Source organism: Streptomyces yokosukanensis, from assembly GCF_001514035.1.
Classification (GTDB): Bacteria; Actinomycetota; Actinomycetes; order Streptomycetales; family Streptomycetaceae; genus Streptomyces; species Streptomyces yokosukanensis.
This window is the reverse complement of record NZ_KQ948219.1, coordinates 265,458-287,401: the sequence shown is the minus strand read 5'-3', so window position 1 is coordinate 287,401 and position 21,944 is coordinate 265,458. Positions and strand designations below refer to the sequence as shown.

Annotated in this window: 15 protein-coding genes; 6 read left to right on the top strand and 9 right to left on the bottom strand. The window is 71.4% G+C overall.

Annotated elements, in window-relative coordinates; translation table 11 throughout:
- The first annotated feature begins 338 nt into the window (after positions 1–338).
- The 3 genes from AQI95_RS31870 (at position 339) to AQI95_RS31860 (ending at position 7,414) form a co-directional block, all read left to right on the top strand.
- Positions 339–5,279 (top strand): NAD-glutamate dehydrogenase, encoded by a 4,941-nt coding sequence (locus AQI95_RS31870; protein WP_067131777.1) that lies wholly within the window; start codon positions 339–341, stop codon positions 5,277–5,279.
- A gap of 157 nt (positions 5,280–5,436) precedes the next feature.
- Positions 5,437–5,922: a GtrA family protein gene (locus tag AQI95_RS31865; RefSeq protein ID WP_067131774.1), complete on the top strand. Its 486-nt coding sequence runs from the start codon at positions 5,437–5,439 to the stop codon at positions 5,920–5,922.
- Complete coding sequence (locus tag AQI95_RS31860; RefSeq protein WP_425264933.1) at positions 5,903–7,414, top strand: hypothetical protein; 1,512 nt, start codon at positions 5,903–5,905, stop codon at positions 7,412–7,414. The genes AQI95_RS31865 and AQI95_RS31860 overlap by 20 nt, the downstream gene beginning before the upstream one ends.
- 81 nt (positions 7,415–7,495) lie before the next feature.
- Here the strand turns inward: AQI95_RS31860 and AQI95_RS31855 are convergent, their stop codons facing one another.
- From AQI95_RS31855 to AQI95_RS31835, 5 genes are all read right to left on the bottom strand, one after another.
- Entirely contained in the window at positions 7,496–8,224 is a 729-nt protein-coding gene (locus AQI95_RS31855; RefSeq protein ID WP_067131767.1) for a rhomboid family intramembrane serine protease, read from the bottom strand.
- An 86-nt stretch (positions 8,225–8,310) separates the two neighbouring features.
- A complete protein-coding gene (locus tag AQI95_RS31850; RefSeq protein WP_067131764.1) occupies positions 8,311–9,975 on the bottom strand; it encodes a glycosyltransferase family 2 protein in 1,665 nt (554 codons plus the stop codon).
- The gene (locus tag AQI95_RS31845; protein WP_067131759.1) at positions 9,972–12,203 is read right to left on the bottom strand and encodes a bifunctional glycosyltransferase/CDP-glycerol:glycerophosphate glycerophosphotransferase; all 2,232 of its coding nucleotides are present in this window, start codon (positions 12,201–12,203) and stop codon (positions 9,972–9,974) included. The genes AQI95_RS31850 and AQI95_RS31845 overlap by 4 nt, the downstream gene beginning before the upstream one ends.
- A 178-nt stretch (positions 12,204–12,381) precedes the next feature.
- On the bottom strand, positions 12,382–13,218 hold the full coding sequence (locus tag AQI95_RS31840) for an ABC transporter ATP-binding protein (RefSeq protein ID WP_067131757.1): 837 nt from the start codon (positions 13,216–13,218) through the stop codon (positions 12,382–12,384).
- Positions 13,211–14,125 (bottom strand): ABC transporter permease, encoded by a 915-nt coding sequence (locus AQI95_RS31835; protein ID WP_067131754.1) that lies wholly within the window; start codon positions 14,123–14,125, stop codon positions 13,211–13,213. The genes AQI95_RS31840 and AQI95_RS31835 overlap by 8 nt, the downstream gene beginning before the upstream one ends.
- Before the next feature lie 218 nt (positions 14,126–14,343).
- Here AQI95_RS31835 and AQI95_RS31830 point away from each other — a divergent pair, with 218 nt between their 5' ends.
- A complete protein-coding gene (locus AQI95_RS31830; RefSeq protein WP_067131751.1) occupies positions 14,344–14,967 on the top strand; it encodes a TetR/AcrR family transcriptional regulator in 624 nt (207 codons plus the stop codon).
- A 183-nt stretch (positions 14,968–15,150) separates the two neighbouring features.
- Here the strand turns inward: AQI95_RS31830 and galE are convergent, their stop codons facing one another.
- The 3 genes from galE to AQI95_RS31815 form a co-directional block, all read right to left on the bottom strand.
- Positions 15,151–16,131, bottom strand: coding sequence for a UDP-glucose 4-epimerase GalE (gene galE, locus AQI95_RS31825; protein WP_067131748.1), 981 nt, complete (start codon positions 16,129–16,131; stop codon positions 15,151–15,153).
- 57 nt (positions 16,132–16,188) lie between these two features.
- On the bottom strand, positions 16,189–17,865 hold the full coding sequence (locus tag AQI95_RS31820) for a glycosyltransferase (protein ID WP_079071577.1): 1,677 nt from the start codon (positions 17,863–17,865) through the stop codon (positions 16,189–16,191).
- Positions 17,866–17,933: 68 nt separating this feature from the next.
- Entirely contained in the window at positions 17,934–19,202 is a 1,269-nt protein-coding gene (locus AQI95_RS31815; protein WP_067131741.1) for a glycosyltransferase family 87 protein, read from the bottom strand.
- Between the two features lie 241 nt (positions 19,203–19,443).
- Here AQI95_RS31815 and AQI95_RS31810 point away from each other — a divergent pair, with 241 nt between their 5' ends.
- Positions 19,444–20,970 (top strand): glycosyltransferase family 39 protein, encoded by a 1,527-nt coding sequence (locus AQI95_RS31810; RefSeq protein WP_208614319.1) that lies wholly within the window; start codon positions 19,444–19,446, stop codon positions 20,968–20,970.
- Here AQI95_RS31810 and AQI95_RS31805 read toward each other — a convergent pair.
- On the bottom strand, positions 20,915–21,403 hold the full coding sequence (locus tag AQI95_RS31805) for a MarR family winged helix-turn-helix transcriptional regulator (protein ID WP_067131735.1): 489 nt from the start codon (positions 21,401–21,403) through the stop codon (positions 20,915–20,917). The genes AQI95_RS31810 and AQI95_RS31805 overlap by 56 nt on opposite strands.
- 110 nt (positions 21,404–21,513) lie before the next feature.
- Here AQI95_RS31805 and AQI95_RS31800 point away from each other — a divergent pair, with 110 nt between their 5' ends.
- The gene (locus AQI95_RS31800; protein WP_067131732.1) at positions 21,514–21,927 is read left to right on the top strand and encodes an organic hydroperoxide resistance protein; all 414 of its coding nucleotides are present in this window, start codon (positions 21,514–21,516) and stop codon (positions 21,925–21,927) included.
- Positions 21,928–21,944: the final 17 nt, after the last annotated feature.

Sequence of the window (21,944 nt, the reverse complement as noted above, 5' to 3'; positions counted from 1 at the left end):
GATCAGCGCGATATCTCGCGGGGACGATCCTGTCCCCGCCCTGCGCCCGGGTTGCACGGAACACCTCCGTGACCGGGCGGCGGTCGCTGGTCTTCGCGGGCGGGACGGGGCCACAGGAGCCCCCGGGACGCCGAGGACAACCCTGGACACGGCGGCGCTGAGAGCAGCGTCACTCCCGACGGGCGTGTCGAGAATGGCCGAATCCCCCCCGTACATCTCACCTCGCGGCATAGCGTCGACGCGGACCGGACACCCCGGGCCGTGGCGTCGAGCCGGAGGGAAAGAGGCCGTACTTCCTTCTACGTCACGCAATGGCGCGCGACAGGAGTCAGAGGACAATGCAGACCAAGCTGGACGAAGCCAAGGCCGAGCTGCTCGAGAGGGCTGCCCGGGTAGCTGAGAACAGCCCGGTCGGGGGGCACCTACCGACCGGGACCGCGGGCGAGGGCTCCCCGGGCATCCCGGACAGCGAGTCCGTACTCGCGTTCCTCCAGCGCTACTACCTGCACACCGCCCCCGAGGACCTCGCCGACCGCGACCCGGTCGACGTCTTCGGCGCCGCGGTCTCGCACTACCGCCTCGCCGAGAACCGCCCTCAGGGCACGGCGAACGTACGGGTCCACACCCCCACCGTGGAGGAGAACGGGTGGACCTGCAGCCACTCGGTCGTGGAGGTCGTCACCGACGACATGCCCTTCCTCGTCGACTCGGTCACCAATGAGCTGACCCGGCGCGGGCGCGGCATCCACGTCGTCGTCCACCCGCAGTTCGTCGTCCGGCGCGACCTCACCGGCAAGCTGATCGAGGTGCTGCCGGCCGCGTCGACCGAGGACCTCCCGCACGACGCGCACTTCGAGTCCTGGATCCATGTGGAGGTCGACCGGGAGACCGACCGGGCCGACCTGAAGCAGATCACGGCCGATCTGCTGCGCGTGCTCTCCGACGTCCGCGAGGCCGTCGAGGACTGGGAGAAGATGCGGGAGGCGGCGACCCGGATCGCCGCCGACCTGGAGGGCGAGCCCATGCCGGGCGACCTGCCCCGGCCCGAGGTCGAGGAGGCCCGCGAGCTGCTGCGCTGGCTGGCCGACGACCACTTCACCTTCCTCGGCTTCCGCGAGTACGAGCTGCGCGACGACGACACGCTCGCCGCCGTGCCCGGCACCGGTCTCGGCATACTGCGCTCGGACCCGCACCACGCCGAGGACGAGCAGCACCCGGTCAGCCCCTCCTTCGAGCGGCTGCCGGCCGACGCCCGGGCCAAGGCCCGCGAGCACAAGCTGCTCGTGCTGACCAAGGCCAACAGCCGCGCCACCGTGCACCGGCCGTCGTACCTGGACTACATCGGCGTCAAGAAGTTCGACGCGGACGGGAACGTCGTGGGGGAGCGCCGGTTCCTCGGGCTGTTCTCCTCCGCCGCCTACACCGAGTCCGTGCGCCGGGTCCCGGTCATCCGCCGCAAGGTCGAAGAGGTGCTGCACCGCGCCGGCTTCTCGCCCAACAGCCACGACGGCCGCGACCTGCTCCAGATCCTGGAGACCTACCCGCGCGACGAGCTGTTCCAGACGCCCGTCGCCGAACTGCAGTCCATCGTCACGAGCGTTCTCTATCTCCAGGAGCGCCGCCGACTGCGGCTCTACCTGCGGCAGGACGAGTACGGGCGTTACTACTCGGCCCTCGTCTACCTCCCGCGCGACCGCTATACCACCGGTGTCCGGCTGCGGATCATCGACATCCTGAAGGAGGAGCTGGGCGGTGTCAGCGTCGACTTCACCGCCTGGAACACCGAGTCGATCCTCTCCCGGCTGCACTTCGTCGTCCGAGTCCCGCCGGGCACCGAGCTGCCCGAGCTGTCCGACGCCGACAAGGACCGCATCGAGGCCCGCCTGGTCGAGGCGGCCCGCTCCTGGGCCGACGCGTTCGCCGAGGCGCTGACCGCCGAGTGCGGTGAGGAGCACGCGGCCGAGGTGCTGCGCCGCTACAACCAGGCCTTCCCCGAGGGCTACAAGGCCGACCACACCCCGCGCGCGGCGGTCGCCGACCTGGTCCACCTGGAGCAGCTCAGCGAAGACAAGACCTTCAGCCTGAGCCTGTACGAGCCGGTGGGCGCGAGTCCCGAGGAGCGCCGCTTCAAGATCTACCAGAAGGGCGGCTCGGTCTCCCTCTCGCACGTGCTGCCGGTGCTCAGCCGCCTCGGCGTCGAGGTCACCGACGAGCGGCCGTACGAGCTGCGCTGCTCGGACCGCACCACGTCCTGGATCTACGACTTCGGGCTGCGCATGCCGAAGGCGGCGAACAGCGGCGGGGAGTACCTCGGCGACGACGCCCGCGAGCGCTTCCAGGAGGCCTTCGCCGCCACCTGGACCGCCAAGGCCGAGAACGACGGATTCAATTCCCTGGTGCTGAGCGCCGGGCTGTCCTGGCGGCAGGCGATGGTGTTGCGCGCCTACGCCAAGTACCTGCGACAGGCCGGTTCGACCTTCTCGCAGGACTACATGGAGGACACCCTCCGCAACAACGTCCACACCACCCGGCTCCTCGTCTCGCTGTTCGAGGCACGGATGTCGCCGGACCGGCAGAAGGCCGGACTGGAGATCACGGACGCCCTGCTGGAGGAGCTGGACGCGGCCCTGGACCAGGTGGCGAGCCTGGACGAGGACCGGATCCTCAGGTCCTTCCTCACCGTCATCAAGGCGACCCTGCGCACGAACTTCTTCCAGCGGGCGCGCGGCGGCGAGCCGCACGACTACGTCTCCATGAAGTTCGACCCGCAGGCCATCCCGGACCTGCCCGCGCCGCGCCCGGCGTATGAGATCTGGGTGTACTCGCCGCGTGTCGAGGGCGTGCACCTGCGCTTCGGCAAGGTCGCGCGCGGCGGCCTGCGCTGGTCCGACCGGCGTGAGGACTTCCGCACGGAGATCCTCGGCCTGGTCAAGGCGCAGATGGTGAAGAACACGGTCATCGTGCCGGTCGGCGCCAAGGGCGGCTTCGTCGCCAAGCAGCTGCCGGACCCGGGCAAGGACCGCGACGCCTGGCTGGCCGAGGGCATCGCCAGCTACAAGACGTTCATCTCGGCGCTGCTCGACATCACCGACAACATGGTCGCCGGCGAGGTCGTACCGCCGCGGGACGTCGTCCGGCACGACGGGGACGACACCTACCTGGTCGTCGCCGCCGACAAGGGCACCGCGACCTTCTCGGACATCGCCAACGACGTCGCGAACACCTACAACTTCTGGCTCGGCGACGCCTTCGCCTCCGGCGGCAGCGCGGGGTACGACCACAAGGGCATGGGCATCACCGCGCGCGGTGCCTGGGAGTCCGTGAAGCGGCACTTCCGTGAGCTGGGCGTGGACACGCAGTCCGAGGACTTCACGGTCGTCGGCATCGGTGACATGTCCGGTGACGTGTTCGGCAACGGCATGCTGCTCTCCGAGCACATCCGCCTGGTCGCCGCCTTCGACCACCGGCACATCTTCATCGACCCGACCCCGGACGCGGAGACGTCGTACGCCGAGCGCCGCCGCCTGTTCGAGTTGCCCCGCTCCAGCTGGGCCGACTACGACACCGAACTGCTGTCGGCGGGCGGCGGGATCTTCCCGCGCACCGCCAAGTCGATCCCGGTCAACGCCCACATCCGCGAGGCCCTCGGCATCGAGGACAAGGTCACCAAGATGACCCCGGCCGACCTGATGAAGACGATCCTGCACGCGCCGGTCGACCTGCTGTGGAACGGCGGCATCGGCACGTACGTGAAGTCGTCGGCGGAGTCCAACGCGGACGTCGGCGACAAGGCCAACGACGCCATCCGCGTCGACGGCAGGGACCTCAGGGTCAAGGTCGTCGGCGAGGGCGGCAACCTGGGCCTGACCCAGCTGGGCCGGATCGAGTTCGCCACGCACGGCGGCAAGATCAACACCGACGCGATCGACAACAGCGCCGGCGTGGACACCTCCGACCACGAGGTGAACATCAAGATCCTGCTGAACGGCCTGGTCGCGGACGGCGACATGACCGTCAAGCAGCGCAACAAGCTGCTCGCCGAGATGACCGACGAGGTCGGCGCCCTGGTCCTGCGCAACAACTACGCGCAGAACACCGCCCTGGCCAACGCCCTGTCCCAGGCGAACGCGATGCTCCACGCCCAGCAGCGGTTCCTGCGCCACCTGGTGCGCGAGGGCCATCTGGACCGGGCGCTGGAGTTCCTGCCGACCGACCGCCAGATCCGCGACCGCCTCGCCCAGGGCCACGGCCTGACCGGTCCGGAGACGGCCGTCGTGCTGGCGTACACGAAGATCACGGTCTCCGAGGAGCTGCTGCAGACCTCGCTGCCGGACGACCCGTATCTGCGCAGCCTGCTGCACGCGTACTTCCCGACGGCCCTGCGCGAGCGGTTCGCCGACGCGATCGACAACCACCCGCTGCGCCGCGAGATCACCACGACCGTGCTGGTCAACGACACGGTCAACACGGGCGGTACGACGTACCTGCACCGGCTGCGCGAGGAGACCGGAGCCTCCCTGGAGGAGATCGTCCGGGCCCAGACCGCGGCCCGCACGATCTTCCGCTCGGCCCCGGTGTGGGACGCGGTGGAGGCCCTGGACAACAAGGTCGACGCGAGCGTCCAGACCCGGATCCGGCTGCACTCGCGCCGGCTCGTCGAGCGCGGCACACGCTGGTTGCTCAACAACCGGCCGCAGCCGCTGGAGCTGGCCGAGACGGTCGAGTTCTTCGCCGAGCGGGTCGAGCGGGTCTGGCAGGAGCTGCCCAAGCTGCTGCGCGGCGCGGACCTGGAGTGGTACGAGCACGTGTACGACGAGCTGTCCGAGGCCGGCGTCCCGGACGAGACGGCCGCACGCGTGGCCGGGTTCTCCTCCGCCTTCCCGACGCTCGACATCGTGTCGGTGGCCGACCGCATGGGCAGGGAGCCGCTCGACGTCGCCGAGATCTACTACGACCTCGCCGACCGGCTCAACATCACCCAGCTGATGGACCGCATCATCGAGCTGCCCCGCACCGACCGCTGGCAGTCCATGGCCCGCGCCTCCATCCGCGAGGACCTGTACGCGGCGCATGCCGCGCTCACCGCGGACGTCTTCGCGGCCGGCAACGGCACCTCCACGCCCGAGCAGCGCTTCACGTCCTGGGAGCAGAAGAACGCGCCCATCCTGAGCCGGGCGCGCACCACTCTGGAGGAGATCCGCAGTTCGGAGACCTTCGATCTCGCCAACCTCTCGGTGGCGATGCGGACGATGCGGACGCTGCTGCGCACGCATTCGTAGCCGTACGACGGCATTCGCAGCCGTACGACAGTGAGAGCGCCCCGGGCCGACGGGAAATCGGCCCGGGGCGTTCCCTTTCTTGCCGACCCTTAGCAAAAAATGATCAGTGAATTTACCGTTTCCTGCTAATCGGTATCTTTCGGATAGGGTCTGCGCTGTGACTGTTCAACTCACCGAGACCCGCCCGGTCGCGGCACCGCTCGCGCCGGCGCCGGCACCGGCCCGGCCCGTCACGCGCGTCGTGCTGGAGGTCGTGAAATTCGGGATCGTCGGCGGCAGCGGTGTCCTCGTCAATTTCCTGATCTTCAACCTGCTGATGCACGGCCTGGGTTGGCAGGCGATGACCGCGACCGTCCTGGCCAGCTGTGTCGCGATGGCGACCAATTACCTGGGCTTCCGCTATTTCGCCTATCGCGACCGCTCCTCGCGCACGCGCAGCCAGATCATCCTGTTCTTCGCCTTCAGCGGCCTCGGTGTCGTGATGGAAATCGTCCTGTTCTGGGTCGGTTACCACGCTCTCGGCCTGCACAGTGTGCTGGAATCGAATGTGGCGAAGGCCCTGTCGATCGTGCTCGCCTCCGCCTTCCGTTTCCTGGTCTATCGCACATGGGTGTTCCAGCAGGATGCACACCGCACCGTCTGACATCGAGCCCGTGAGCCCCCCGCAGCCCCCGTCCGGCGCCGCGCGGGCCGGCCGGGCCCTGCCGCAGGCAGCAGCCGCGCTCGTCGTCGTCCTTCTGCTCCTGGTGATCGTCCGCCTGCCGTGGGCGGGCGACCTCGGCATGCACGCGGCCACCATCCAGCGGCTGAGTCACAACCTCTTCCATCCCGGCAATCCGCTGGTCGACGCGGACACGCCGAGCCCCTACTACTCGCCGTGGATGCTGGCGCTCGGCGTGGTCGCCAAGGTGAGCGGCCTGTCGGTGTTCGGGGTGCTGCGGATCGCCGCGCTCGTCGGGCTGACGCTGCTGGTCACCGGGGTCTGGCGCTACGTCCGCACCCTGACCGCGGACCGCGTCGCACCGGCGCTGGCCCTGCTGAGCCTGCTCCTGCTGTGGGGCCCGGCCCTGTTCAACTGGTCCGGCTTCCTGGGCCTGAACTCGCTGGCGCTGACGGTGTCGTACCCCAGCATCTTCGCGCTCGGCCTCACCTTCCACTTCTGGGCCTGGCTCACACGGGCGACGCGTGAGGAGGCCACCTGGGGACGGTGGCTGTGGCTCGGCGTGCTCTGGGCCCTGATCCTGCTGTGCCACCAGTTCACGGGCGTCGTGGCGTCCCTCGGGGGACTGGCGATGGTGATCGCGGCCCGGCCGGCCCGCACGGCGCTGCTGCGACCGGCCGCCGCGCTGGTCCTCGGCATGGTCCTGCTGTGGCTGTGGCCGTACTACGACTTCTTCTCGCTCTTCTCCGCCGGCGCGGACCTGGAGGCCATCCACCGGCCGCTGTACGGGCATCTGGCCGAGCGGTTCGGGCTGGTGCTGCTCGGGGTGGCGGCGCTGGTGCTCCGCTTCCGGCGCGACCGCTGGGACCCCTTGGCGCTGTTCTTCGCCCTCGGAGTGCTGATGTTCGCCGCCGGCGGGCTGAGCGGCCACTACTCCTGGGGCCGGGCCCTGCCGGCCGCGCTGATCCCGGCGCAGCTGGCCGCCGCGCTGGAGGTCGTGGCGGCCGGGCGGCGGGCGGTGCGCGTGGCATGGGCGTGTGCGCTGGGCGCCGCGCTGCTCGTCGGGGCGTGGACGCAGGTCGGGACGCTCGGGTATGTGACCGGGAAGGACGCGCTGCCTTCGGTGGTGGCGGCGAAGTACCGGACGCCCTGGGTGGGCTACCACTGGATCACGCCGTGGGTGAAGTACGGGGACGTGGTGATGGCGCGGACGATGCCGGCTCGGCAGATCCCCGCGTACGGGCCGTACACCGTGGCGCCCGGGTATCCGGACGTGTTCCTCGCGGACGCGGGGCGCAGGGAGGCCGCGGTCGCGCGGTACTTCGCCGCGGCGACGCCTGCGGCCGAGCGGGCGGGAATCGTGCGGGAGTACGGCGTGCGCTGGGTCGTGGGGCCGGGGAGCCTGGCCGGTCCGGGGCTGCGGCAGGTGACCGCCGGCCCGGGGGGACAGGTCCTGTACCGAGTCGTGCCCTGAGCCGCGAAGGGCCGGGCGGGTGCGCCGTGGACGACGCCACGGCGCCACCACGGCGACGCCCCGGCCGGAGGCCTCCGGTGCTCAGAGCAGGCCCAGGTCGCCGAGTTCCTTGTAGAGGTCGGCGCGTGGGGCGTCGGTGCGGGTCTGAAGGGTGCTGCCGGTGGCCGTTCGCGGACCACCGGAGGAGCCGTCGTCGGCGCGGGCGTGCCGGTCGCGGAAGAGCCACGCCCCCAGCAGGCCCCCGATCAGCCCTCCGAGGTGTGCGAGCCAGCTCACTCCCGGTGTCCCGGGCACGGCCACCGTGAGCAGATAGGCGAAGGAAGCACCCATGACGATCCCGACCAGCGTGTCGATCAGGTGCCGGTCGAAGAGTCCGCGCACGACGACATAGCCGAAGTACCCGAAGATCAGGCCGCTCGCGCCGACCGTCCCCACACCGCCTCGCTCGAACAGCCAGACCGCGAGACCGCTGGTCACCGTGATCAGCAGCGTCAGCCCGAGGAAGCGCGCCACCCCCCGGTAGGCGGCGAGGAATCCGAAGACGAACAGAGGGCCGGAGTTGCTCTCGATGTGCGCCCAGCTCCAGTGCAGAAGGGGCGCGAGCAGGATGTCGGGCAGCGTGCCGACGTCACCGGACACCACCGCGTGATCCCGTGAGAAGGCGTAGTGGTCGGCGTAGTTGGCCAGTTGCAGCAGCCAGACGACCGCGAGCAGCCCGAACATCACGAAGAAGGCCTTTCGCGCCTCCTCGATCATCTGCTCGGGACTGCTCGACAGCACACCGGTCCGGTCCCTCGTCGGCGTACCCATGGCACGCGCCCCCTCCCCGCGGATTCCGCCCCTCGGCAGGGCGCACTCTACGGGAACCCGGTGGCGGCGCGGCTCCGGTCGGCGTCCTACCGGAGCACGCTGGAGAGCAGCTTCGCCGCCTTGCGGATGCGGGGGCGGGCGACTCGGCGTACCACCGGGCGGACCACACGGGCCGTGACTCCCACCGGTCGCCAGGAGAGCTGCAGTCGGCCGGGGTTGCGGCCTTCCGGCTCTATGGTGACCTCGTGCGGGGCCGCGCCGGAGCGGTAGTCGATGCGGGTCGTCAGGGTGTGGAAGGACAGGGGCGCCAGCAGGAGCCCGGAGTTGGACAGGCCCTGCTGCTGGAGACGGATCAGCGGGTGGCGTACGCCCGCGAAGCCCTGGAGGGGGAGCGAGCCGGTGGTGAGGTCCAGGTGGACCTCGCCCTCGAAGACGCCGGGGCGGATCGGGTTCAGCCGGAAGGGGACCGTCATGCGGCGGGTTCCGGGCGACAGGAGCAGGGCGGCACGCTGCGGGCCGACCGGCAGGCGCAGCCCCGGGTCGTAGGTGCGGATCGCCAGGGTGAGGGTGGCGCCGGGGCCCGGCGTCAGTTCCGTGATCTCGTGGCGGAACTGCGCGCTCGGGAACGGGCGCGTGTCCAACTCCAGGTCGGACAGGTCCAGTTCGCGGCGGGCGCGCTCGGTGGACGGCACGCTGTCGCCCCAGTACGGGACACCGGACGCGTCGGCCGTGACCTGCCTCGGCGCCACCCCGTTCCCGATCCCGCGCGCCGCGAGCTGCGCGTCTTCCAGGCGGCCCGTCCGCAGCAGCTCCAGGACCACCCGCTCCGGGCGCGGCAGCCGGGCGTACGCGCCGGGGGCGAGCGTCTCCAGATAGGGGTTCATGATCTCGGCGAACGCCCGCAGCCAGTCCTCGTCGCGGTAGGGCAGGTCGCCGGCGTACATCCGGAAGTCGTGCTTGAGGAACTTGTAGTCCTTGTCCTCGCGCAGCCCCGCGTGCCCGCTCTCCACCAGGAAGTCGTCGATCAGGCGCTGGACGTGGACCCGGTCGCGGACGTTCGTGACCTTGTGCCGCTGGTTGGAGATGGATGCCGCGGAGGCGGCCGCGAACGGGTCGATGTACCAGACGTACACCGGGTCCGGGATGATCGTGAACGCCTTGGCCAGGCAGTACGCCTGGGCCGAGAACAGCTGGTCCTCGTAGTGGATGCCTTCCGGGAACCGCAGCTGATGCCGGTCCAGGAAGGAGCGGGCGTACATCTTGCTCGTCGACAGGTGCTCGAAGAGCAGCCGCGGGTCGGCCTCGATGCCCTCCACCGTGCGGCGCTCGGACACCAGATGCGGCATCCACGTCGTGCGCCGGCCGTTGTCCACCCGCACTCGCCGTACCGCGCCCATGGTGAAGTCCACCTCGCGCTCGCGGTGCGCGGCGAGCAGTGACTCGACCGCGCGCGGCGGGAGTTCGTCGTCGCTGTCGAGGAACATCAGATACGGCGCCCGGGCGATCTCGACGGCCCGGTTGCGCGGGGCGCTGCAGCCGCCGCTGTTCTCCGGGAGGCGGAGATAGCGGATGCGCTCGTCCTGCGCCTCCAGCCGGCGTGCCACCGCCGGTGTGTCGTCGGTCGAGTGGTCGTCGCTGATGATGATCTCGATGTTCGCGTGCGTCTGTGCGCGCAGCGAGGCGACCGCGCGGGGGAGGCGGGCCGCGTCGTTGTAGACGATGACCGTCACCGTCACGTCGGGGGTCGTCATGCCGTGGCCTCCTCGGGGGTCGGGGCGGGGGTGCGTTCCTCGATCGGGATCACCGGTGGCAGTGAATCCTCCGGCTCGCCCAGGAACACCCGTCGTACGACCCGCTCGGCCGCGCGTCCGTCGTCGAACTCGCAGAACCGGCGCCGGAAGGCGGCCCGTGCCTTGGCCGCGCTCTCGTCGCGCCAGGCGCCGGAGGCGAAGATCTCGGTCAGCTCCTCCTGGGTGCGGGCGACCTGGCCGGGGTGTTCGGCCATCAGGTCGAAGTAGACGCCCCGGGTGGTGCGATAGGTCTCCCAGTCGTCGGCGTAGACGACGATCGGGCGGTCGAGGTTGGCGTAGTCGAACATGATCGACGAGTAGTCGGTGACCAGCGCGTCGGCGGCCAGGCACAGCTCCTCGACGGGGTCGTAGGAGGAGACGTCGATGATCCGGCCGGAGCGGCGCAGTCCGCTCAGCGGGGAGGCCGCGCCGCCGTAGAAGTAGTGGGCGCGGACCAGCAGGACCGTGTCCTCGCCGAGCCGGTCGGTGAGTTCGGCGAGGTCCAGGCGCGGGGTGAAGCCGGCCTCGTAGTCGCGGTGCGTCGGCGCGTACAGGACGGCCGTCTTACCGGGGGCGATGCCGAGGCGGGCGCGGGCCGCGCGGACGGTCTCGGCGTCGCTCGTGTAGAAGACGTCGTTGCGCGGATAGCCGTGGTCCAGCGAGGTGTAGCGGGCCGGGTAGGCGCGTTCCCACATACGGGTCGAGTGGCTGTTGGCGCTGACGCTGTAGTCCCACTTGTCGATACGGGCCAGCAGAGCGGCGAAGTCCAGGCCCTTGGCGGCGGCCGGGTGTTCCATCTGGTCCAGGCCCATCCGCTTGAGCGGGGTGCCGTGGTGGGTCTGGAGGTGGATCGCGTCGGGGCGTTTGACCACCGCGTTGGGGAAGTTGACGTTGCTCGTCAGGTATTTGGCGGTCGCCAGGGTCTCCCAGTAGCGGCGGGTGCCGGGGACGACATGGTCGGTGCCGGGCGGCAGCAGGGCCGCGTTCTGCTTCGACACCGTCCACACCTGGTGGATGTGCGGGGCGAGTTCGGCGAGCTTGGCGGCGATCGCGGCCGGGTTGCAGGCCACCCCGCGCTCCCAGTAGGCGTCGAACACGGCCAGGTTCGGGTCGACCGGGCGGCTCAGGGCGCGGTGGTACTGCTGGTCGCGGAGCTTGGCGCCGACCTGCTTCTTACGGGTGCGTACGGCCTTCTTGGCGGCGCGGCGGGTGCGGTTGGCGGCCTGGAACGCGCGGTACTTCGTGTACGCGCCCTCTTCCAGCAGGGCGTGCCGCACGCCCTCCACGCCCGCGGGACGCTCGTGGTTCTCGGGGCGCCAGCGGACCGCGGCGAGCGAGGCCCGGCGGAAGAACTCGCGGGCCACCGCGTCGGGCAGGTTCTCACCGGCGAAGGTGCGCACGAGGTCGCGCATCATCAGGTCGTACAGCACCGCGCGGGCGGCGCGGCGGTCCTTGACCGGCGCGAGCAGCGTCTCGTGGCGCTCGATCAGCGCGAAGCGGTCCTCGGGGGCGCGCGGCGGCAGGCTCTCGGGGCGCAGCTCGCGGTGCTCGTACGCCACCTGGTTCAGGCAGGCGACGCGGCCGGCGTGCAGCAGGGCGGCCTGGGCGGCTTGCGGTTCGTCGTCGGTGGTGAGCTGCTCCTCGTGCGCCCGCCAGAAGCCGACGCGCAGTGCGCGGTTGCCGAGCAGCGGGGTGAGGCGCAGCAGGTCGGCCGCCGCGTCCAGGGTCAGGCCCTCGCGGCCGACGGCGGCGAGCAGGCGCCCGTCGCGGGAGGGGGTGGCGGCGGTCTGCCAGGTGGTGGCGACGTGGTCGAGGAGGAGGACGTCCACGGCGGCGCCCGCGGCCCCGGCGGTGGCGTGGGCGTCCGCGGCGTCGAGTTCGGCCGTCCGCTCGGCGATCAGCCGGGGGGCGCCGGCCGGGAGGCTGTCCTTGGCGTGCACGAAGTGCAGCCAGCGACCGGTGGCGCGGGCGGCGCCGGCGGACCGGGCCGCCGCGTCACCGGTGCCCTCCGGCAGCGGTACGACGACCGTCTCGGGGGCGTGGCCCTCGGCGGCCTCCCGCGCCCATTCGCCGACCGCCGCGACGATCACCTCGGCGTCGGACAGCGGATGGGCCTCCAGGGAGTCCAACAGCTCTGTCAGATGCCCCTGTGCGTTCGGTCCGTAGACGATGACGCTGAGTTGGGGCATCGCAGTGGACTCCTTCGGCTCGTCGGCTTGAGGATTCTTCATAACATACTGTCACTAAGCGGATGAAAGGGATGACCGCACGCAGGGTAAGGGACAGCTCAAGAAGGAGGACGGAATTCCGCGGCCTGCGGTTTCCCTCCCGGCAACTTATACGTCACCTTCTTACCTTCCGGCTCGGTCAGGCTGCCTTGCCGGCGCCGGCCTTCTTGTCGCTCCTGTCGCCGGTGAAGGCCTCGTACTCCTTCATGACGTCCTCGGTCGGCCCGTCCATGCGCAGTTCGCCGCGCTCCAGCCACAGCACCCGTTCGCAGGTGTCGCGGATGGACTTGTTGTTGTGGCTGACCAGGAAGACCGTGCCCGCCTTCTCGCGCAGTTCGCGGATCCGGTCCTCGGAGCGCATCTGGAACTTGCGGTCGCCGGTGGCCAGGGCCTCGTCGATCAGCAGCACGTCGTGGTCCTTGGCGGCGGCGATGGAGAAGCGCAGCCGGGCGGCCATGCCGGAGGAGTACGTGCGCATCGGAAGGGTGATGAAGTCGCCCTTCTCGTTGATCCCGGAGAACTCGACGATGTCCTCGTAGCGCTCCTTGACCTGCTCGCGGGACATGCCCATGGCGAGACCGCCGAGGTGTACGTTGCGCTCGCCGGTGAGGTCGTTCATCAGGGCCGCGTTGACGCCCAGCAAAGAGGGCTGGCCGTTGGTGTAGATGTGGCCGTTCTCCACCGGCAGCAGGCCGGCGACGGCCTTGAGCAGCGTGGACTTGCCGGAGCCGTTGGTGCCGATGAGGCCGATCGCCTCGCCCTTGTAGGCGATGAACGACACCTTCTTCACCGCGTGGACCCGGCGCACGCCGGCGGCCTTCTCGGCCTGCTTGCGGCGGAGCATGCGGTTGAGGGCGGCGGTGGCGGTGCCACGGCCGGCGCCGGTGCCGTTGACCCGGTAGACGATGTCGACGTCGTCGCAGACGACGGTGGGGATCTTGTCGAGGGAGAACTCGGTGGGGGTCTGCTCAGCCACGGCCGTACGTCTCCTCAGCCTTCCAGAAGTAGATGAAACCGCCGATGCCGGCTACCAGGGCCCAGCCGGTGGCCGCCGCCCACACGTGCGGGGGCAGCTGCTTGCCGTGGAAGCTGTTGATCAGCGCGTACCGCATGAGGTCGATGTAGACCGCGGCCGGGTTGGTCTCCAGCAGCACCGTGACGATGTGCGGCAGGTGGTCCTTCTTCGTGAGCTTGCTGATGCTCCACATCACGCCAGACACGTACATCCAGGTGCGCAGCACGAACGGCATCAGCTGGGCGATGTCCGGGGTCTTGGCGCCCCACCGGGCCATGATCATCGACACGCCCGCGTTGAACAGGGACTGCAGGATCAGCGCGGGGATCGCGAGCAGCCAGCGGGGGGTGACCGGGAGGCCGAAGGACAGGATGATCACGACCAGCGCGGTCATCGAGAACAGCAGCTGCTGGAGCTGCTGGAGGCAGAAGGAGATCGGCAGCGAGGCGCGCGGGAAGTGCAGGGCGCGGACCAGGCCCAGGTTGCCGGAGATCGCGCGGGTGCCGGCCATGATCGAACTCTGCGTGAACGTCCAGACGAACACGCCGGTGACCAGGAACGGGATGTAGTCCGGCACTCCGTGGCTGGTACCCAGCAGCACACCGAAGATGAAGTAGTAGACCGCCGCGTTCAGCAGCGGGTTCATGACCTGCCAGACCTGGCCGAGCTTCGCCTGGCTGTACTGCGCGGTGAGCTTGGCGGTGGCGAAGGCGGTGATGAAGTGGCGCCGGGCCCACAGCTGGCGGACGTACTCCCGCAGGGTGGGGCGGGCACCGCTGACCGTCAGGCCGTGGCGGGCGGCCAGTGCCGCGAGATCGTCGTCGGCCGGGGCCTGGGTGGGGGGCGGTGTGTCGAGGACCTGGCTCACATCCGCTGCTTTCGCTCGGGGGGAGGGGGTGCCGCGCCTGGCCGGGGGCCGGGCGCGTCGGTGGTCCTCGTTCGACGCTTCCTTCGCTTCGCGCGTTTCCTTACGCTTCTCTTCACGTTCTCTTACGTCGGAACGGGACCGTATCGTCGCAACGCGAGCGTAGAACCAATCGACGTCGGAACGCAACCGTTTCGTCGTCACGGCCTATGCTGTGAGTCATGACCACGAACGCCGACGAGCCGCCGACGCGCCCGCGCCGGACCCCCGCCGGGGCCGCCGTACTCCGGGAGGATGTGACCGAGGCCATCCGGGCGGCGGTCTTCGAGGAACTCGCGGCGGTCGGCTACGCCCGGATGTCCATCGAGGGCATCGCGCGGCGGGCGGGCGTCGGCAAGACCGCGGTGTACCGGCGCTGGCGTTCGAAACTGCACCTCGTCCTGGACGTCGTCTCGGCGATGGCGGTGCTGGGCCTGCCGGTCCCCGACACGGGCTCCCTGGAGGGCGATCTGCGCCTGCTCTACGAGGTCACGTCCCGCGCCCTGCGCCACCCGGTCGCCTCGCAGATCATCCCCGACCTGCAGGCGGAGGCGGCCCGCAATCCCGACATCGCCGACGCTTTCCAGAAGGCCCTGCGGGACGGTCAGGAGGGCGTGGCCAGCAAGATCGTGGCGGCGGCGGAGCAGCGGGGCGAGGTGCGGGCGGGCGTGGATCCCGACCTCGCGCTCGATCTGATCTCCGGCCCGCTGTACTGGCGCGCGGTGGTCATCCGGTCCCCGAAGCTGCCGAAGGGCTACCTGGAGAAACTGGCCCGGGCCACGGCGGGCGCGCTGAAGGCGCTGTGAGCCCCGCAGGCGGCGGCCCCGCGGCCCTGTGAGGGCGCGGGGCCGTAGCGACGGCCGCTGCGCCGCGTGGGCGCGAGGGGCCAGGTGCCGGTCCGCGGCCGGAAGCCCTGGGACGCTCCTCGACGGGTCGAGGGCGGCGCCGAGCGCGTGTTCCCGGGATTCCGGCCCGCCGGTCGGTGCGGGCTACGCGCGCGCGGCCTCCGGGTGGTGGCGCACCCAGCCCTCCCAGGCCGAGGTGATCATGTCCTGGACGTCGTACTTGGCCTGCCAGCCCAGTTCGGTGGCGATGCGGTCGGCCGAGGCCACGACGCGCGCGGGGTCTCCGGGGCGGCGCGGGGTGACGGCCGGCGGACGGTCGTAGCCGGTGACCGCGTTGATGCGGTCGATCATCTCGCGGACGGACACGCCCTCGCCGCGGCCGATGTTGAGGGTCAGGTCGGTCCCGGGGGAGGAGGCCAGGGCGCGGGCGACGGCCACATGGGCCTCGGCCAGGTCGACCACATGGATGTAGTCGCGGACACAGGTGCCGTCCGGCGTCGGGTAGTCGTCGCCGAAGATGCGCGGCGACGCGCCCTCGGTGAGCTTCTCGAAGACCATCGGGATCAGGTTGAACACGCCCGTGTCGGCGAGTTCCGGGCTCGCCGCGCCGGCCACGTTGAAGTAGCGCAGCGACGCGGTCGACAGGCCGGTCGCCCTGCCCGTCGCGCGGGCCAGCCATTCGCCGGCCAGCTTCGTCTCGCCGTAGGGGGACATCGGGACGCACGGCGTCTCCTCCGTCACCAGGTCGACGTCCGGCATGCCGTAGACCGCCGCCGAGGAGGAGAAGAGGAAGGACGGGACCTCGGCCGCCGTGACCGCTTCCAGCAGGACCCGCAGGCCCTCCACGTTCTCCCGGTAGTAGTGCAGCGGGCGCTCCACCGACTCGCCCACCTGCTTCTTCGCCGCCAGGTGCACGACCCCGCTGATCTCGTGCTCGGCGAGCGCGCGGGCCAGCCGCTCCGCGTCCAGGACGGAGCCCCGCACCAGCGGCACCTCCGCCGGTACGCGGTCGGCGACGCCCGTGGACAGGTCGTCGTAGACGACCGTGCGCTCGCCCGCCTCGGTCATCGCCCGTACGACGTGTGCGCCGATGTATCCGGCACCGCCGGTGATCAGCCAGGTCATATGTGGCCGTCTCCTCCTCGGTTGGCCCCCGTGTGACAGTGAAAGGGGGAGGCTCTCTCAGTGAAACAGGCGGCGGAGCCTACCGCGCGCCACCTGCACGACCCCGCGCACGCCGGTCGCCACACGCACGGCGAGCGTGCCGGAGTGCGTGGCGTACGGCTGCACCAGGAGGACGCCGTACCGGGCGCTCGCGACGGCGCGACGGCGCAGTCGGCCGGCGCCGGTCAGGGCGTGCGCCGTGACGTCCCGCTGCGCGCCGTCCGCGAAGCGCACGGACAGCCGCAGGTCCCAGGTGCCCGCGCCGAGCGCGGCCAGGTCGACGGGCAGCTCGGCCGACCAGCCGGACGCCCCCGCCTCCGTGAGCGGAACCGTCGCGCGCCCGCGCACGCGGTCGTCGGACCGGGAGTGCCACGTCACCTCCACCTCGCGCGGGTCCGCCTCGGCCACCCTGCCGTACAGCTCGTGCAGCCGCAGCAGCAGGTGCGCGCCACGCGCGCGTGGCTGCAGTTCCGCGTCGACGGCGAGCGGGAGGACGGAGACCGGGCGGGTCAGGAACGGCGTGAGGGTGATCTGGGTGAGGTCGTCGGACCAGACGGGGACACCGTCGGGGGTGCGGGCGTAGGGCGGCAGGAGGCGTGCCGGGCGCGCGGCCAGTTCGCGCAGCCGGGGCAGATCGCGGGGCTCGGGCGACTCCAGGACCACCCGTGCGACCAGCCGGCCCGGAGCGCTCGGGTTCAGCTCCCAGTCGGCGGCGTCGTAGCGCGCGAGGTACTCCCGGGTGTGCGCCCACCACGCGCGCCGGTAGTGCGCGTCGCGCAACCCCAGCTCGCGCGTGTACATGCGCACCTCGTGGTCGAGGAACTTGGCCCGCACCGCCCGGGCCAGCTCCTTCTGCCCGGCGCCCAGCAGAATGTCGTACGCCAGCGTGCACGCCTCCACGCGCGCCTTCCAGTTGTCGATGTGCTCCCGGTCCAGCGAGAGCGACAACTGCTCGGCGGACCGGCGCACATGCCACACGTACACGCGGTCCGGCACGAGCGCGAGGCGCGGGCCGGCGGCCAGCACGCGCGCGGTGAAGACGATGTCCTCGTAGAGGAAGCGGCCCTCGGGGAAGCGGATGCCGTGCTCACGCAGGAAGTCGGTGCGGTACAGCTTGTTGACGCACAGCGTGTCGTGGACGAGGCGCGGGCGCTGGGTGGGGCGCGCGAGGACGCTGTGCGCCGTGTAGAGCGGCTCCTGCCAGGGCTGTTCGCGTCCCGACGGCAGCTCCCGGCGCACGCACAGCCCGCTCGCGACCTCGGCGCGCGCCCCCGTGGCCGCCGCCAGCAGCGCGTCCACCGCACCGGGCGGCAGCACGTCGTCGCTGTCCAGGAACATCACGTACGGCGTCGTCAGCGCGTCGGTCCCGGCGTTGCGCGGGCTGCCGCAGCCGCCGCTGTTCTCGTCCAGGCGCACGACGCGCAGCCGGGGCTCCGCGGCGGCCAGCCGCTCCAACAGCTCGGCGCTGCCGTCCGTGGAGCAGTCGTCCACGGCGACGACCTCGGCGACCGCGGGCCCCTGGGCCAGCGCCGAGCGCACGGCGTCGGCCACGTGGGCGCGGTCGTTGTAGCCGATGACGACGACACCCACCTGCGCCGCGCGCGCCGACTCGGCGCCGCCTGCCGTCCTGGCCGGGCCTGCCGTGTCGGCGGTGCGTGCTGTGTCGGGGGTGTCGGACGGTTCTGGTCGTCGCATCGGGTCCACAGGCCGGGAGCGTAGAAATACTCGGTAATACGCCGTTAAGAACGGTCGGTAATAGGCTGTTAAGAGAGAGTCAGAGCTCGATCCGGAAGACGGCCGGAACCGGGTCGGGGTTCCGTTGTTTGCACGCTCTTTCCAACCGGACGCGCCGCCCGCCACAGCCGTACGAACGACAGCACGGCGGCGGCCGCCAGGATCCCGTTGCGGGCGAGCATCAGGACACAGCCGGTCCAGGTGCCGTCGATCACGTCGCCGTAGCGCATCGGGAACACCAGGGTGCTCAGCGCGGTCGCCGCCAGGACGAGCGCCGCGACCGGCCGCTGGCTCGTGTGCCGCGAGGTCAGGCAGACGGCGGCGAGACCGACCAGCCAGATCATGTACTGCGGGCTGATCACCCGGCTGGTGACCGTGAACAGCAGCACCGCGCACAGAGCCGCGTCGAACGGCGTCGCCTCGGTCCAGTGCCGGGCCCGCACCCGCCACAGCACCAGCAGCGCCAGGCAGATCGCGGTCAGCGCCAGGGAGGCGGCGGCGACGGCGTGCACGTGCGGGCCGACCATCTCGACGGCCCCGTACTGGTAGCGCGCCCGGCCCGACCAGCCCGCGTGCCGCGCCAGGTTCAGCGCGGTACCGCCGAGCGACTCGATCTGCACGCCGCGCCCGCCCTGTTCCCGCACGAAGGACAGCGGATGCTCGAACGCCACGGCGAAGACGCCGAGCGTGACGGCCCCGGCGCCCGCCGCCCACCCCCACGCCCCGCGGGTCGCCCGGCCCCGGGGCGTGCCCAGCAGCACGAGCGCCGGCCACACCTTCACCAGGGCGCCCAGCGCCGCGAGCACGCCGCCCGCGCGCGGGGAGCGGCCGAGCGCCAGCAGGGAGAGCACGGCCAGGGCGGTGACCTGGATGTCGTACCGGGCGAGCGGGAGATGGAGCAGCAGCGGCAGGCCGCCGGTCCACACGGCCGCGCCGAGCAGGCTGCGCCCGGGGCGCGTGCCCGCGCGGGTCAGCGCCACCGTGACCAGTGCGTCCATGGCCAGCGTGAGAACCACGAACGCCTGGAAATACGTCCACCAGGGCAGCAGGCCCGGGGCCACCAGGACCGCGCCGGCGCCCGGCGGGTACTGCCACAGGGTGTCGTGCGCCGGGAAGGAGCCGTGCACGAGGACGCCGTACCAATGGAAGTACAGCCGCCACACCTCACGTGTCACCGAACCCCCGCCCAGCAGCGGGGCGCTGTCGTGGACGAGCAGCCACAGCATGAGGCCACGCGTGGTGAGCCAGAGGGCGGCGAGGGCGTGGACCGGACCGGAGGTGGCACGGGGACGGTTCATCGCATGGGAGCCTAAGCCGCGCGGATGGTGTATCCCTTCCGATACGCCGTCATGGTAGTTAAAAGGTTGGTTAATCGTAAAAGATCGGGCCGTGGTGAACGTCGGGCTTCCTCTGAAACCGCAGTCGCGCCGGTCGGCTGCCGCGACAGCCGCCGGGCCGGCCGGTGGGGCGGCGCACGTACCGCAGGGCCGGCGGGCCCGGATACGCCGCCGGGTCGCCGTGGGCGTGCCCGCGCTGGTGATGCTGGCGGTCGGGCTCTGGGGGCTCGACCGGGGCGGGATGTGGCGCGACGAGGCCGTCAGCTTCCAGGCCGGGCGGCGTACGGTGCCGCAGATCTGGCTGCTGCTGCACGACGTGGACGCCGTGCACGGTCTGTACTACCTCCTCATGCACGCCGTCCTCGCCGTCCACCCCGGCGAGGTCGTCTTACGGCTGCCGTCGGTGTGCGCGGCGGCGCTGACGGCGGCACTGGTGGCGGCGCTCGGCACCCGGCTGGTCCGGCCGCGTGTCGGACTGTGGGCCGGGCTGCTCTACGCCGTCGCGCCGATGGCCGGTCACTACGCGCAGGAGGGCCGCTCGTACGCCCTGGTGGCCGCCGGGGCCACCGGCGCGACGCTGCTGTTCGTCCGGGCGGCGCAGGACGGCTCGCGGGGCGGCTGGTGGCCGTACGGCGCGGTCCTCGGCCTCACCTGCTGGCTGCACGAGTTCGCGGTGCTGCTGCTGTGCGCCCACGCGGGGTCGCTGGCGCTGGCCCGGGCCGGGGCGCGGGTGTGGCGGGGCTGGGCGTGCGCGGCGGGCGGGGTCGTGCTCTCGCTGCTGCCGATGGTGTGCGTCTCGCGGCGGCAGTCGGCGCAGGTGGCGTGGCTGCGCACGCCCACGGCGGACACGGCGCAAGGGCTGCTGCGGGCGTTTCTCGGACCTGCGGACGGGGTGTTCGGGGTGTGCCTCGTGCTTGCCCTGATCGGGTTGGCGGGGGTCGTGGGGCGGCGGGGCGAAGTCACCCTTGCGGGTGTGGCGTTGCCGTTGACGGTGGTCCCCCCTGCGGTGCTGATGCTGGCGTCCCAGGTGTCGCCGCTGTACGTGGACCGGTATGTGCTGTACGCGCTCGGCGGGGCGCCGTTGCTGGTGGCCGCGGGGGCCGGGCGGCTGGCGCGCGCGGTGCGGCGGCTGTACGACGGCGTGCGGGACAGGCACGCCCGGCTGCCCTCCCCTCCGCGCCCCCCGCTGCTCACCCTCGCCGGTGTCCTGGCCGTCGCGCTCGCCTTCCTCCAGCAGCTCCCCCTCCTGCGCGCCGACCGCGACCCCGGTGCCCGGCCCGATGACCTGGGGGCCGTTTCCCGGGTGGTGGCGCGGGAGTCGGGGCCGGGGGACCCCGTGGTGTTCCTGCCGGCCGACGCGCGCAACGCGGCCCTCACCTATCCGCGGGCGTTCCGGGGGCTGCGGGACGTGGTGCTCGTGGAGGGGGCCGCCCGGTCGGGGACCCTGTACGGGCGGGAGGCCGGGCCGGGCGAGGTGCGGCGCAGGCTGGCGCGGCTGGACCGGGTGTGGGTCGTGGCGGACCACGATCTGGCCGCCGGGCGCTGGATCCCGCGCACCCCCGTCGAGGAGGCCAAACTCGCCGTCCTGCGGCGGGACTTCACCGGGCAGGAGGAGACCCTGCGCAACGGGACGGCCGTACGGCTGTACGTCCGCAATCCCCTGCCCGTGGCGGTCAGCCCGCCTCGCGCTCCGCTTCCGCCAGTGCCGCCGCGTCCAGCGCGGTCGTGAGCTGGTCGAGGCGTTCGCGCAGGTCGGCGATCTCGCCCAGGTCGAAGCCGGTCGCGCGCATGATGCGGCGCGGCACCTGAAGGGCCCGCTCGCGCAGCGCGTCGCCCTCCTCGGTGAGCATGACCCGCACCGAGCGCTCGTCCTGCGCGCTGCGCTCGCGGCGCACCAGGCCGGCCCCCTCCAGCCGTTTGACCAGCGGGGACAGCGTCCCGGAGTCGAGTCGCAGATGCTCGCCGAGCTTCTTGACGGGCAGGTCGCCCTGTTCCCACAGCACCAGCATGACCAGGTACTGCGGGTAGGTGAGCCCGAGGTCCTTGAGGATCACGCGGTAGACGCCGTTGAAGGCGCGGGACGCGGCGTGCAGGGAGAAGCAGATCTGGCGGTCCAGGTGGAGCCAGTCGGTCTCGGCGGGGGAGGCGGGCGAGGCGGTCATGGATCCAGGGTAGCTCTTGCGACCCATTTAGTTGTGCGCAACTGAATTGTGTGCTCTACTTGTGCTCGCAACGGACACCGCATCGAGAAGATCGAGAAGGACGGGTCGCCATGGAAGCGCTCTACACCGCAGTCGCCACCGCCACCCACGGCCGGGACGGCCGTGCCGTCTCCTCCGACGGCAAGATCGACCTGCAGCTGGCTCCGCCGGTGGAGCTGGGTGGCAACGGTCAGGGCACCAACCCCGAGCAGCTCTTCGCCGCCGGTTACGCGGCCTGCTTCGGCAGCGCCCTCGGCCTCGTCGGCCGGCAGGCGAAGGTCGACGTCAGCGACGCGGCGGTGACCGCCGAGGTCGGCATCGGCAAGCAGGGCGAGGGCTTCGGGCTGAAGGTGACGCTGCGCGTCGAGCTGCCCGACACCGTGGACGAGGAGACCGGCCGCAAGCTGGTCGAGACCGCCCACCAGGTCTGCCCCTACTCCAACGCCACCCGCGGCAACATCGACGTCGACCTCGTCATCGAGTAGTCGTCCGAGCTGCCCGC